Consider the following 13,627-nt stretch of genomic DNA (forward strand, 5'->3'; position numbering starts at 1 on the left):
TTTTGCTCTTAGCGCACGTCGCCGTGGGTGAACATCGCCTGCAGCGCAGACATCACGCGATCCAATGCAAATCCTAAGATGCCGATGGTGAACACGGCGACCATGATTTTGGCCAACGATTGCGAGGATCCGTTCTGGAATTCATCCCACACGAATTTGCCCAGGCCGGGGTTCTGCGCCAGCATTTCAGCGGCGATCAAAACCATCCAGCCCACGCCCAAGGACAACCGCAAACCTGTGAAGATGTAGGGCAAGGAACTGGGCAGAACCAACTTCGTCAAGGTGGTGTCCCACTTCAAACGCAGCACCCGCCCAACGTTCATCAGGTCTTTGTCGATGGAGGCAACGCCCACCGCGGTGTTGATCAAGGTCGGCCACAACGAACACAATGTTACGGTGATGGCGGAGGTGACAAAGGCTTTGTCAAACATCGGATCATCACTGACGTAAAGCGCACTGACCACCATGGTCACCAGCGGCAACCACGCCAATGGCGAAACGGGTTTGAAGATTTGAATGAGCGGGTTTAACGCTGCATTGACCGTCGGTGACAATCCACAGAACACCCCCAACGGCACAGCGATGACCGAGCCGATGAAAAAGCCCATGAACACCGTCTTCAAGCTGGTGAAGATTTGATCTATGTAGGTCGGCTTGCCGGTGTATTGACGATCTTTGACTTCTGCCTCGGGATTTTTTGCCAGTCTGTCGGCGTTACGTTTGTCTTGACGATCATAAAAAGCAGCGGCTTTTTCGCGTTCACGCACATGGTCGGCATAGAGATTACCAGCCTGTTCCCACACTTGGGCCGGTCCGGGAATGTTGCCCAGCGAGGTCTGCACCATCGGTGCGGTTTCAGCCCACACCACCAAGAACACGCCGATGGCCACCAACGGCACACCCAACAAACGCCACAGCTCTTTGCTCTGCGCTTTCACATCTTCGCCAGCGATCATTTTGAGGATCGGCGTGACCCAACCCAGGCCGACGACGTTGAAATATTTTGCCGCCTTGTTGATTCGCGTGTGGAGACGCTCTTGGCGTTTTGCTTTCTGGGCAGCTTTGAAAGCCTGCTCAGCGTCTTGTGCATTCACGTCATTTGCGGTTGTTGCGGTGTTCATGAAACTGTTCCTCAATTTGTGTCTTTTGGTGAGGGGGAGGATGCCACCCGGCACCCTCCCGATTGGCCTTATTTTGCTGCCATCACCTCGTTCCCCACGACGATCTCTTTACCCTTTAAACCGATGGGAAACTGGGCGAGATAGGCGTTGGGCTGGGTGCCGTCATAGACGAAGTTGTCGATGAAGTGTTTTTGCGGGGCGCGATAACCATCCGTGTCCCAAGGAAAGTCTTCTTTCTTCACCTTGCCTTCCGCGACCAACAACTTGACAGCTTCCATATAGATGTCGGGACGGTAAACTTTCGCGGCGGTTTCTTTGTACCAAGCATCAGATTTCTCTTCGGTGATCTGACCCCAGCGACGCATTTGGCTGAGATACCAGATGGCGTCCGAATAGTAGGGATAGGTCGCAAAGTGACGGAAGAACACGTTGAAATCGGGCACATCGCGCTTGTCGCCTTTTTCGTATTCAAACGTGCCCGTCATGGAGTTGGCGATCACGTCGGCATCGGCACCCACGTATTGTGAACGGGCAAGAATTTCGACGGCTGCGGGACGATTGGCGTTGTTGTTTTCGTCCAACCACTGCGCCGCACGGATCAAAGCCTTAACCACGGCCAAGTGGGTCTTGGGATTTTTCTCGGCCCATGCGTTGCTGACGCCAAAAACCTTTTCCGGGTTGTTCTTCCAGATTTCATAATCGGTCACCACCGGAACGCCGATGCCTTTGAACACCGCCTGTTGGTTCCACGGTTCGCCCACGCAGTAGCCGAAAATCGTCCCGGCTTCCATGGTGGCCGGCATCTGCGGCGGGGGCGTCACCGACAACAAAGCATCGGCGCCGATTTGACCCGACGTATCGGTCTTGGAATAAAAGCCCGGATGGATGCCGCCGGCGGCCAACCAATAGCGCAGTTCGTAATTGTGGGTGGACACCGGGAACACCATGCCCATCTTGAACGGCTTGCCTTCGCTGCGGTATTTATCGACCACCGGTTTCAAGGCATCGGCCTTGATCGGGTGGACCAATTTGCCGTCACTGCCAACCGGAACGTTCGGTTTCATCTGGTCCCAAATGTCATTGGATACCGTAATGGCGTTACCGTTCAAATCCATCGAGAACGCGGTGATGACATGCGCTTGTGTGCCAAAGCCGATGGTGGCGCCCAACGGTTGGCCGGCCAGCATGTGCGCGCCATCCAGCTCACCGGAAATCACCCGGTCCAACAGAACCTTCCAGTTGGCTTGGGGTTCCAAGGTGACGAACAAACCTTCGTCTTCGAAAAAGCCCTGCTCGTAGGCCACGGCCAGCGGTGCCATGTCGGTGAGCTTGATGAAGCCGAACTTTAACTCTTCCTTTTCCACCGCCTGCGGCTCGGCCTGAACCGGCAGGCTAAACAGGCCGAGGCCCAAGGCGAGGCAACCCACGCCATAGGCCGCTTGGCGGATGATGGATTTAATCGAATGGGAATGCTTTTGCATTCGGGGGTTATTCATCTGGTTTGCTCCTGTTCGCCCCCGCCCACATTGGGGGACTGGGTTCAACACAAAAAAAAGGCCGCAAAGAAACCTGAACCTCTAAGGTCCCGGACTCTGCGGCGTTGCAGCTCTCACCCGGCGGTGGGTGAATATGAAATTGGGATGGCAGCGGTGCCAAATAACAAACTTACAAATACAAGATGCGTGCCAATCGGCCCCTAACGCTTTAACCCGTTGATTTTCTTGTAATAGCGCGAGCACCCCGGCTTAGGCTTTTGGGGAAGCCGCTTTCACAACTGCACTGTTTTTAAGCATATTATGCTTATTTAATAAACAATGCCTCTATTTTGAACAGTTTTTGATCGCGAGTTGGGCGATATATCCCGTGACATCTGTCGCATCAAAGGTGATTCCATCCAACGGCAGCGGCGATGGACTGGCTTCGTGTGCGGCACGGGGCGCAATAACGTCCACCAACAGATCCGGGCGGAAGGTGCGGCAAACCGCCTGTTCGGCCTGTGCAGAGGGCGGAGTCTGCCCCCACCGCACCATCTGCGCGTACAGCCACAGGGCGTCTTCGCATTCGGCCCATTCGGCCCCGTCGCGATGGAACTTGAGATCGCCTTCTAAGGCGCTCAACACCAGGCTTTCCACCACATCCAAATAAGCGGGCTGGGCCAGAATATGAGCCAATTGTGCATGGTGGTCCGGATCATCGACCCATTGCGCCGCCTCATCAAGGGCTTGAAGCAACGCCTTCAGCGTTTGCGGATGAGCCTCCGCCCAACGTTGTTGAAGGCCCAAAACCTTTTCCGGACCGGATGGCCAGAACGCCGAAGTGTGGGTGAGAATGACGCCCACACCCTCTGCCGCCGCCTGGATATTCCAGGGCTCGCCAACGCAAAAGCCATCGACTTGCCCGGCTTTAAGACTGTTGACCATATAAGGCGGGGGGATAACGACCAAACGCACATCGCGCTCGGGATCAACGCCACCCGCCGCCATCCAGTAGCGCAGTTGGTAGTTGTGGCACGAAAACGGAAACACCTGGCCGAACGATAACGGTTCCTGGCCTTGGGCCTGGCGCGCCGCCACCACTTGGCCAAGGGCGCGCGCCGCCGTCAAAGGCTGACTCAAATCGCGGCCCGTGTCTTGAAGGGCTTGATAAAGCGCATGGCTCACGGTAATGGCATTGCCGCCCACCCCCAGGGCCAAGGGGGCAATGGTCGGAATTTTGATGTGGTTGATGCCTAAACTTTGCGCAATCGGCATGCCCGCCAGCATGTGCGCCACGTCAAACTGCCCGATGTTCACGCGGTCGCGGATGTTGGCCCAGGACACCTCTTTGGTCAGATGCAAGTCCAGGCCGTGGGCTTGGGCAAAGCCCAATTCGCGCGCAGCCACCAGCACCGCGCAATCAACCAACGCAATAAATCCGGCGCGAACAACAGTGAGGTTTTCAGGGCTCGTCATGATCGCTTTTCCTCAACTCAGTAAATCGGCGGCCATCACGACACTGGCCGCGACCTCCGCAATTTTTTTCTTTTGGTTCATGGCGTTGCGCCGCAGCAGGGTATAGGCCTCGTCTTCACCGATGCACTTTTGTTTCATCAAAATGCCCTTGGCGCGGTCAATGATGATGCGCTCTTCCAACTTGGTTTTGGTGTCGTCAAGCTCGCGTTGCAGCCGGGAAAAGGCGTTGAATCGACTGATGGTCATATCAAGAATGGGTTTGATGCGTTCTTTCTTCAGGCCATCCACGATGTAGGCGCTGACCCCGGCATCCACCGACGCGGTGATCATGGCGCTGTCGGATTGATCGACGAACATGGCGATGGGGCGTCGGACCTCGCGGCTGACCTGAAACATTTGCTCCAATACATCACGATTGGGGCTTTCCAGATCGATCAGCACAACGTCCGGGTCCAGCGCCGAAATGCGCATATACAGGTTCGATGTGTCGGCAATCCATTCCACACGCAAAAGCCCCGCGTCGCTCAAGCCCTCTTTCAAGATGGCCGCGCGCACGGGGTTTTCGTCAATCACCAGAATTTTAATTTCGTCCGTCATCCACCCCAACCCGCTGAAAACCGCGAGGAGGTCTTTGCAATATTTACGCCAAGACGTGACGAGTCATGATATGCGCTATATGCGCTCTGCCAATACCCGGCAAACAAAGGTCCAAGCACCCCCGATGCATAGCGCACTGGGGGGTGCTTAGATCAAAGGGGGTTACTGAGCGGCAGCGCGAGCAGCCTCAAGCCAGGAATCGAAAGTTTTGCGATTGGCCGCGATCCACGCGTCCGCGTGACGCTCGGCAGCTTTCCATCCACCCTCGCCCTTTTCTTTCATTTTTAGGTTTTGCGCAGAAACGTCGTTAACAGATACGTTCATCACCTCAAACAGCTTCGCCGCCGCCGGGTTGTTGGCCACGAAGTCCGTATTCGCAACGATCATTTGCGTATTCACCTCAAAGCCGTAGTTCTTGCCGTTCGGCAACTTCGTGTCGACATTGTTGGGGTGCGCCGAATGCGGCACTTCAATCCACGTCACGTCATCGCCCGGTACAAGAACGCCGGAAACCCAATACGGGGTCCACGTGTAATATAAAATAGGTTTGCCTTCTTTATAACGGGCAATGGTTTCCGCGATGATAGCGGAATATTCGCCTTGGTTATGCTTGACCGTGTCGCGAAGCCCAAACGCATCCATCTGATGTTCAATCACACGCTCGCACCCCCAACCGGGCACGCAACCCGCCAAATCCGCTTTGCCGTCGTCGTTCGCATCGAACAATTTGGCTATTTTGGGATCTTTCAATTGACCGATGTTGGAGATGCCGTACTTATCCGCCGTTTTTTTATCAATCAGATAACCCTGCGCACAGCCCGGCAGATAATTGCCGGTGCGAGATAATTTGGCCTCCCCACCAGCGGCGTCGTAAAACGCTTGGTGCAACGGATTCCAGTGATCGGCCATGAAGGTGACATCGCCATTGGCGATCGCAATATGCAGCGTGGGATACTTGGCGTTTTGCACACTCTTGACCTCATACCCCAGTTCCTTCAGCGCTTTGATGACGAGGATCGTCTGAAAGTTTTCGCCATCGACGTTATCTTGGCCGGGTTGGATCACGACCCCTTTGCCGGGCATGTGGTGATCTGCCTGCGCCGTTCCACAAAATGTCGTCACGCCCATCGCCAGAGCTGCGGTCGCAACCACGCCACGAATAAGTTTTGTAATCATCAGTCCTAACCTCTTTTCCTGTGCTTAAGCGTCATGCCCCAAAGGGGACTTTGCTTGCGGTTATCCCTTTTTCAACACCACCGAGCGAAACAGACCGATCGGTCCCGCTTCATACCAATGGCGAATGCCTTTACTGCGCTTTTCCTGTCCCATCGCCTGAGTGATCCGGTCCAAAACAATCGCCAGTAAAACGATGCCGACACCGCCAACGGTCGCCAGCCCCATGTCGAGACGTCCGATGCCACGCAGCACCATTTGCCCAAGGCCACCGACCGCAATCATCGAGGCGATGACGACCATGGACAGGCACAGCATCAAGGTTTGGTTGACGCCCGCCATGATCGTCGGCATGGCCAGTGGCAATTGAACTTTGAACAGCAATTGCGAAGGGCTGGCGCCAAAGGATCGCGATGCTTCCACCAAATCCGCAGGAACCTGACGTATGCCCAGATTGGTCAGGCGGATCAACGGCGGAAGCGCGAAGATGATCGTCACCACAACACCGGGGACATTGCCAATACCGAATAGCATCACGATGGGCACCAGATAAACAAACGCCGGCGTGGTCTGCATGGCGTCCAAAATCGGACGGACCGTCACAGAAACTCTGTCCGAACGCGACAACCATATGCCCATTGGCAAACCGATAAGGAGACTAAAAAATACAGACGTCAGAACCAACGACAGTGTCACCATGGCCTCCGGCCAGGCCCCAATCAATCCGATGCAGATCAAAGATACAACCGAACCAATGGCCAAACGAACATTGGCCATTTGCCATGCGATCAATCCGAATATGGCGATGATAATCATGGACGGCGTTGTCAGCAGTCCGGTTTCTACGGCCGACAACGTGGTGTCGATGGGGACACGAATGGCCTGAAACGCCGGACGAAAATTGGTCACCAACCATTCCAAACCAAGTTCGGTCCACTCATCTAAGGGAATGCTTGAATGCGCGAATGGGTCGAATATGTCGAAAGATGTCTCTTCCGCCTTTGACGACGAAAGCCAGTTGGTATTTGCTCCCTGATCAGATTGTTCCGAGACGCCCCATGCGGTGCCTTCGTTACCGGTTACGGTCGGCTGTTTCACAGGGGCCGCAGGTGTTTCCCAAGGGCTGGTTGTTGCCTGATCAGCCATCGTATTGGTCCATTTCCTGATCAAGAGCTTCCAGCAAACACGTTTTGGTGACGACCCCCAGGTACTTATTATTGGGGCCCACCACTGGCAATCCGCACGGCGCGTTGGCGACAATGCCGATCAAGTCCGAAAGCACCATATCTGCGGGTAAAACTTCAATGCCGGGGATAAAGGCAGAGGACAAATCTTGCCCTGCGCCGCCCTTCATCGCCGCACGGATCGTATCTTCCGACACCACTCCGGCGAATTCCTGATTTTTCCCCAAGACATAGGCATAAGACCGGTCTTCCTGGCGCAACTCCTCCAACCCCGTACGCAGCCCAACGCCGATACGTTTGATAACGGTGACTTGCGACTTGCGTGCGATGTCCTTGGCGCTCAACACCGTCGAGACGTTGACACCGCGGAAGAACGAAGCGACGTACTCATCTTCCGGATTGTTGAGAATATCTTCAGGCGTTCCCACCTGGACGACACGCCCGCCCTCCATAATGGCAATCCGATCGCCGATGCGCATCGCTTCATCAAGATCGTGAGAAATGAATATAATGGTACGTTTGTTTTCTTCCTGAAGCTTGAGCAATTCATCCTGCATTTCCGAGCGAATCAACGGATCAAGGGCAGAAAAAGCTTCATCCATCAACATGACGGCCGGATCATTGGCAAGTGCCCGCGCCAAACCAACCCGCTGCTGCATACCGCCAGAAAGCTCATCGGGAAAGCTGTGCGCAAAGGTTTCCAGGCCGACTTGCTTTAACGCCTCCATTGCCCGGAGATGCCGCTCGTCTACCCCAATGCCGGAAAGCTCCAGCCCAAACGCCGTATTGTCGATGACATTTAAGTGTGGCATCAGAGCAAACGATTGAAACACCATGCTCATATCGTTCCGTCGAAGCGCCATCAGCTCTTTGTCGGGCATGGAAGCAATGTCGCGGCCGTCAAAAAGAACTTGCCCCGCCGTGGGTTCAATCAATCGGTTCAGCAAGCGAACGAGCGTCGACTTTCCAGAGCCAGACAAGCCCATGACAACAAAAATTTCGCCTTCCCGGATCGTAAAGCTGGCGTCACATACGCCGACGGCATTCCCTGTTTTTTCAAAGATATCCGCCTTGTCAACGCCTTGCTTCAAAAGCTTCATCGCTTTCGCAGGGTTATCACCGAAAACCTTATAAAGGTTTTTCAGCACGATCTTATCGGGCGCTCTATCTGTTTGTGATGAATTTAAATCCGTCATTACACGATGGCTCACTCATTTCACGATGGCTTAAAAACTGGTGAATGTGTGCAGCATATGCATACATGGACCCAAACCCGCATTCGGGTTAAGGGTCTCGAAAAGCGAGATTCCGCCTTAAAAAATTAGGTGAGCGAGGGAATGAGATGTTCGGAGTTTGGCATGGCACACTTGCCAACAAACATCCAAGTTGGTTCTTCGTTGCCGCGAAGGCAGTTGGGAATGTCCCAAACCCGCTCACGCAAGCGCCCCACCTCATCTTCGGAGATGAGAATTGCCGGGGTCTTGCCAGTGTCAAGGTTACTTAAAAACATCAACTCAAAGAATAAAGGTTTCGTGACGGTTGTCAAATTGCGGGCATGCAAACACCAAAGCAAACCGGCTTGTTTTATGCCGGTTGACGACGCCCCGTCACACACCGGGTGGTATGCGAAATTTACCTGGCCTGGCCTTTATTGAGTCGACAGACGCTGAACCTGAGCCTCGGCTTCGGCCGCCTTGTCGGCATTGCCCAACACCCGATAAGCCTGGGCAAGGCGTTTCCACCCTGCGACGTCGTCAGGGTTTTCCTTCAGCTTATCGGCCAAGCGTTGGACCATGGATTCGATCATTGCTTTTTGATCTTCCGCGGTCATTTCCTGGGCATCACGCATTTGCTCTTGGGTTGGTCCCGGTGCCGCGTTTGCTCCACCTTCAGGATTGGCAAGCGCGCCGGGGCCGGTCGCCAAACCAGAAGACACAGGACCCATCGGCGGCAACATCTCTACCACTGGAACGGGTTGCCCCATTTCCGTCGCCAAGTCTTGCATACGGGTTTGAATTTGTTCGACCCATTCGGCGTTGGACGGGGACGCCTTCAACAGCGCCACATATTCAGCCATCGCGCCTTCTTGGTCTTGGTGCTGTAAACGTTCCAGCGCCAAGTAAAAATACGCGCGCGGCTCGGACGGGTCTTTGGCTTTGACCTCTTTGAGAAGCTCCGTCACAGCTGGCAACACGACGGTGTCGTTGGCAACGATCTGCGCCTCCGCCCACGCCGTCAGCACTTCCACATGACGGTCGGTCAAGGCCACGACCTTTTCATAGACCCCCGCCGCATCGGCGTAGCGGTTCATGGCTTCATAGACTTGCGCCAGCACCAACCAACCTTCGATGTCTTTGGGATTTTGCTCTAAGCGCTGTTCCAACTCAGCCAGCATTTTACGCGCGCGGTCGCGATCCGCTTCGCTGATGCCCGCATGCTGCGCAGATTGCTGTTCCGCCTCTAAATTGCGGGCGGCCAACGGCTGATCGGGCAACTGAGGCTGCCCCAGATACATGTAAAAGCCCACGGCCCCCAAAGGCACGACAATCAACAGCGCGATGATCAGCGCCATGGCGGTTTTGCGGTTGCTGGTTTCTGCCACTTCAAGACCGCTGGCACTGCCCCCATCGGTGTCGGAGGCATTCAACATGCGCCGTTCAATTTCGGTCCGCGCCGCCAAAGCTTGGTCTGGGTTCAAGACGCCGCGATCCAAATCGCGATCAATTTCGCTGAGCTGATCTTTATAAACCGTCAAATCATATTCGGCGCGCGAGGGACCTTGGGCCGTCGATTTGGTCTTGCGCGCCAAGGGCACAATGAGAAACACCAGCGCGACAACGATCAACGCGGCAACAACACTCCAAAACGCGATCATGCGTCATTTTCCTTCAATAAATTTTCGAGACGACGACGTTCATCATCGCTTAAGGGTTCCGCTTGCACACCGGATGTGGACAGTTCCATTTCGCCGCTGGCGGTTTTGCGCCGCCGAAACAACAGCACCACCCACAACAGGCCCAGGCCCGCAATCGCCGCAGGGCCGACCCACAACACCAACGTGGCGGCCTTAAACGGTGGGTCCAACAACACATAGTCGCCGTAACGGTCTACCATATAGTCGATGACTTGCTGATTTGAATCGCCCGCCGTAATGCGGTCGCGGACCAGCACCCGCATGTCGCCCGCCAGTTCTGCGTTGGAATCATCAATGGATTGGTTTTGACACACCACACAGCGCAGCTGCTTGCCCACTTCGCGAGCGCGCATTTCCAGCGCCGGGTCTTTGAGAATTTCATCGGGTTCGACGGCACCCGCAAATTGGGGCACAAGCACCGCCAACATCAAGGCCACGGCAAAAAAGCGGTTCATGGTTTGCGAAGCTCCTGAATTAAGGGCCATAATGTGTCTCTCCACACAGCCGGCGTAATCGGACCGATTTGCTTGTAGCGAATGATGCCCTTTTGATCGACGATGAAGCTTTCCGGCGCCCCCGTCACACCAAATGCAATGGCGGCTTTGGAGTTGGGGTCGTCACCGATCAAGGTGTAGGGATTGCCATATTTTGCCAGCCACTTCGGTCCCGCATCAGGGGTTTTTTCCCGCCAATCCAGACCGTAAATCGGCACCAGATTTTTTTCCTTCACGGTCATCAAAAACGGATGTTCGGCCTGACACGCCACACACCACGATCCAAACAAGTTCACGATCGTAACTTGACCCATCAAATCTTTGGAACCAAAGCCCTGGGAAAAGCCCTGAATGGGCTCTAACTCAAACGGCGGAACTTCCCGATTGAGCAACACCGACGGCAAAATATTCACCGCCTTGCCGTCGCTCACTTGCTTCAACTGGGCAATGGAAAATCCCCCAACAACGACCAGCACCAGCAGAGGGATAACATACAAAAGGCGATTCATTTCACGTTCTTTCCGTGGCTTTTCACATTGGCCCTATTCGGCCGGTACCGGCGTGGCTTGGGTTGAGCCCTGAGGATGGGCACGGGTCGGCGCACCGATGCGATGGCGTCGATCCGTCAAGCTAATCAGGGAGCCCAAAACCATCAACAACGCACCGCCCCACAACCACGCCACCAGGGGATTGTGATAGATGCGCATCACGTAACCGGAACCGTTTTGTTCTTTGTTGCCGAGCGCAACATACAAGTCGGCCCAAAACGTGGTTTCGATGGCGGCCTCGGTGGTGGGACGCCCTTGCACCGGATAGATGCGGTTTTCAGGATACAGCACGGTGTAAAGTTCACCGCCGTGGCTGACCTCAATGGTACCAACTTGCGCAATCCAGTTCGGACCTTGCTCTTCACGAACCCCTTTTAAGGTATAGGTGTAGCCCGCCAGTTCAACGGAATCGTCCAACTTCATCACCTGGATGCTTTCTTGCTTCCACACCGTCGAACCAATCATGCCTGCAATGGCGATGCCCAATCCGGCGTGGGCAAACGTCATGCCCCACGATGATCGCGGCATGGCGAGCAGACGCCGAACGCTTGTGCCCAAATCGGTTTTAAACAACCGCGCCCGAACCGCGACTTCCGTCAAGGTCCCGAATACCAGCCAAGCTGATAACCCGGTGCCCAACACCGACAAGAAGCTGGCGTCTTTAAGCAACACGAAGTTCACACCAACCGTCACCGCCGCCACACCAAGGGCGACGAACAGTTGTCTGAACGCCCGCATCGCATCACCGCGTTTCCACGACATCAACGGACCAAAGGCCATGACCATGATCATCGGCACCATCAAAGGGATGAACACCGCATTGAAGAACGGTGGGCCAACGGACACTTTGTCGCCACTCAACGCATCCAAAAACAACGGATACAACGTGCCCAGCAACACCGCCGCCGCCGCCACCGTCATCAACAAATTGTTCAGCAACAAGGACCCTTCACGCGACACCGGCTGGAACAAACCACCCGATTTCAGCTGCGGACCTCGCACCGCGAACAAGGCGAACGAACCGCCCACCACAGCCAGCAACAAGCCTAAGATAAACACACCACGCGCTGGGTCAGAGGCAAACGAATGCACTGACGACAACACCCCGGAGCGGACAATAAACGTGCCCAACAGAGAAAAGGAAAAAGCTACGATGGACAAAAAGATGGTCCAACCCTTCAAGGTGTTGCGCTTTTCCACCACCACGGAGCTGTGCAGCAATGCCGTGCCCACCAACCATGGCATGAACGAGGCATTTTCCACCGGGTCCCAGAACCACCAGCCGCCCCAACCCAGCTCATAATACGCCCACCACGAACCCAGCACGATGCCAGCGGTGAGAAACGACCACGCCGCCAACGTCCACGGGCGCACCCACCGCGCCCACGCCGCGTCCACGCGGCCTTCGATCAAGGCGGCGATGGCAAACGAAAAAGCAATGGAGAAACCCACATAACCGAGATACAGCAGCGGCGGGTGAAACGCGAGACCGGGATCTTGCAACAACGGGTTCAAGCCCTGACCGTTCGCCGGTGCGGGAAACACGCGCGCAAACGGATTTGAGGTCAGCAAAATAAACAGATAAAAGCCCAGCGCGATCAACGCCTGGATACCCAACACACGGGCGCGCAAGCTGGGCGGCAGGTTGCGGCCAAAGACCGCCACGGCCAGACCATAAATGGCCAGGATCAACACCCACAACATCATCGAGCCTTCGTGGTTGCCCCACACGCCCGAAATTTTGTACAGCATCGGCTTATCGGAATGTGAATTCGACGCGACGTTCAGAACGGAAAAATCCGACACAACATAAGCATAGGTCAGCGCCGCAAAAGACAAGATGACGAACAAGGATTGAACCACCGCCGCGGGCTTGGCGAAGTTCATCCATTGCACATCGCCGCGCGCCGCACCCACAAGGGGAACAATGGTCTGAAAAACAGCCACCATCAGGGCCAATACCAAGGCGAAGTGTCCAAGCTCGACGATCATTTTGCAGCTCCCGTGTTTGCGTTTTGCGCATCACCTTGCCATTGGCCGGATTTTTTCAAAGCATCGACCGCTTCGGGCGGCATGTAATTTTCATCATGCTTGGCCAGCACTTCTTCGGCGATAAATGTACCGTTCACGACTTTACCGGTGGTGACGATGCCCTGGCCTTCGCGGAACAAATCAGGAAGCAGGCCCTCATAGACGACATCGACCGAATTTTCCAAATCGGTGACACGAAAATGCACGGAGGAAGAGCCTTCGGCGCGCTGTACCGAGCCCTCTTCAACCAAGCCGCCCAAGCGCAAACTCTGGTTAGGGTCGGGGGCTTTGGTCACGATATCGGTGGGACTATGGAACAACGACACCCCGTCGCCCAGCGCGTACAGCACCAAACCCGTGGCAACGCCGACCAAGGCCATCGCCACGATAACAAAAGTGAGACGTTTGTGCTTACGCTTCATCGCCATTGGCGGTCTCCATTCTTTTCATTTCTTTGGGGCCGACTGCCGCTCTCAGGCGGTCAAATGTGGTTTCGGTGGATTTCAGGCTTTTGAGACTGACAACCAGCAACACCACCAGAACCACCGCCGTCAAACCGTATGAGGTCCACACGTAGGTACCGTATCCGCCCATGGAAAAAAATTCAGCCATGT

Annotated in this window: 13 protein-coding genes; all 13 read right to left on the bottom strand. The window is 55.1% G+C overall.

Annotated features, from left to right (window positions below; translation table 11 throughout):
* Positions 1-8 precede the first annotated feature (8 nt).
* The 13 genes from BEN30_RS00585 to ccmD all read right to left on the bottom strand — a co-directional run bounded on the left by BEN30_RS00585 (position 9) and on the right by ccmD (position 13,625).
* A complete protein-coding gene (locus BEN30_RS00585) occupies positions 9-1,121 on the bottom strand; it encodes an ABC transporter permease (protein ID WP_084004866.1) in 1,113 nt (370 codons plus the stop codon).
* A gap of 68 nt (positions 1,122-1,189) precedes the next feature.
* Positions 1,190-2,617, bottom strand: coding sequence for a CmpA/NrtA family ABC transporter substrate-binding protein (locus tag BEN30_RS00590; RefSeq protein WP_245648948.1), 1,428 nt, complete (start codon positions 2,615-2,617; stop codon positions 1,190-1,192).
* 324 nt (positions 2,618-2,941) lie between these two features.
* Entirely contained in the window at positions 2,942-4,072 is a 1,131-nt protein-coding gene (locus BEN30_RS00595; RefSeq protein ID WP_069956389.1) for a CmpA/NrtA family ABC transporter substrate-binding protein, read from the bottom strand.
* 12 nt (positions 4,073-4,084) lie between these two features.
* Positions 4,085-4,669, bottom strand: coding sequence for an ANTAR domain-containing response regulator (locus tag BEN30_RS00600; protein ID WP_069956390.1), 585 nt, complete (start codon positions 4,667-4,669; stop codon positions 4,085-4,087).
* A gap of 162 nt (positions 4,670-4,831) precedes the next feature.
* The gene (gene proX / locus BEN30_RS00605) at positions 4,832-5,845 is read right to left on the bottom strand and encodes a glycine betaine/L-proline ABC transporter substrate-binding protein ProX (RefSeq protein WP_069956391.1); all 1,014 of its coding nucleotides are present in this window, start codon (positions 5,843-5,845) and stop codon (positions 4,832-4,834) included.
* 60 nt (positions 5,846-5,905) lie between these two features.
* A complete protein-coding gene (gene proW / locus BEN30_RS00610) occupies positions 5,906-6,988 on the bottom strand; it encodes a glycine betaine/L-proline ABC transporter permease ProW (protein WP_069956392.1) in 1,083 nt (360 codons plus the stop codon).
* On the bottom strand, positions 6,981-8,222 hold the full coding sequence (gene proV, locus BEN30_RS00615; RefSeq protein WP_069956393.1) for a glycine betaine/L-proline ABC transporter ATP-binding protein ProV: 1,242 nt from the start codon (positions 8,220-8,222) through the stop codon (positions 6,981-6,983). Before proV ends, proW begins: the two co-directional genes overlap by 8 nt.
* Before the next feature lie 452 nt (positions 8,223-8,674).
* Entirely contained in the window at positions 8,675-9,901 is a 1,227-nt protein-coding gene (gene ccmI, locus BEN30_RS00625) for a c-type cytochrome biogenesis protein CcmI (RefSeq protein ID WP_069956395.1), read from the bottom strand.
* On the bottom strand, positions 9,898-10,395 hold the full coding sequence (locus tag BEN30_RS00630) for a cytochrome c-type biogenesis protein (RefSeq protein WP_069956396.1): 498 nt from the start codon (positions 10,393-10,395) through the stop codon (positions 9,898-9,900). The genes ccmI and BEN30_RS00630 overlap by 4 nt, the downstream gene beginning before the upstream one ends.
* Positions 10,392-10,943 (bottom strand): DsbE family thiol:disulfide interchange protein, encoded by a 552-nt coding sequence (locus BEN30_RS00635; protein ID WP_069956397.1) that lies wholly within the window; start codon positions 10,941-10,943, stop codon positions 10,392-10,394. The genes BEN30_RS00630 and BEN30_RS00635 overlap by 4 nt, the downstream gene beginning before the upstream one ends.
* Before the next feature lie 33 nt (positions 10,944-10,976).
* A complete protein-coding gene (locus BEN30_RS00640) occupies positions 10,977-12,974 on the bottom strand; it encodes a heme lyase CcmF/NrfE family subunit (protein ID WP_069956398.1) in 1,998 nt (665 codons plus the stop codon).
* On the bottom strand, positions 12,971-13,435 hold the full coding sequence (gene ccmE / locus BEN30_RS00645) for a cytochrome c maturation protein CcmE (protein ID WP_069956399.1): 465 nt from the start codon (positions 13,433-13,435) through the stop codon (positions 12,971-12,973). Before ccmE ends, BEN30_RS00640 begins: the two co-directional genes overlap by 4 nt.
* The gene (gene ccmD / locus BEN30_RS00650) at positions 13,425-13,625 is read right to left on the bottom strand and encodes a heme exporter protein CcmD (RefSeq protein WP_069956400.1); all 201 of its coding nucleotides are present in this window, start codon (positions 13,623-13,625) and stop codon (positions 13,425-13,427) included. The genes ccmE and ccmD overlap by 11 nt, the downstream gene beginning before the upstream one ends.
* Positions 13,626-13,627: the final 2 nt, after the last annotated feature.

This window comes from Magnetovibrio blakemorei, from assembly GCF_001746755.1.
GTDB classification, from domain to species: domain Bacteria; phylum Pseudomonadota; class Alphaproteobacteria; order Rhodospirillales; family Magnetovibrionaceae; genus Magnetovibrio; species Magnetovibrio blakemorei.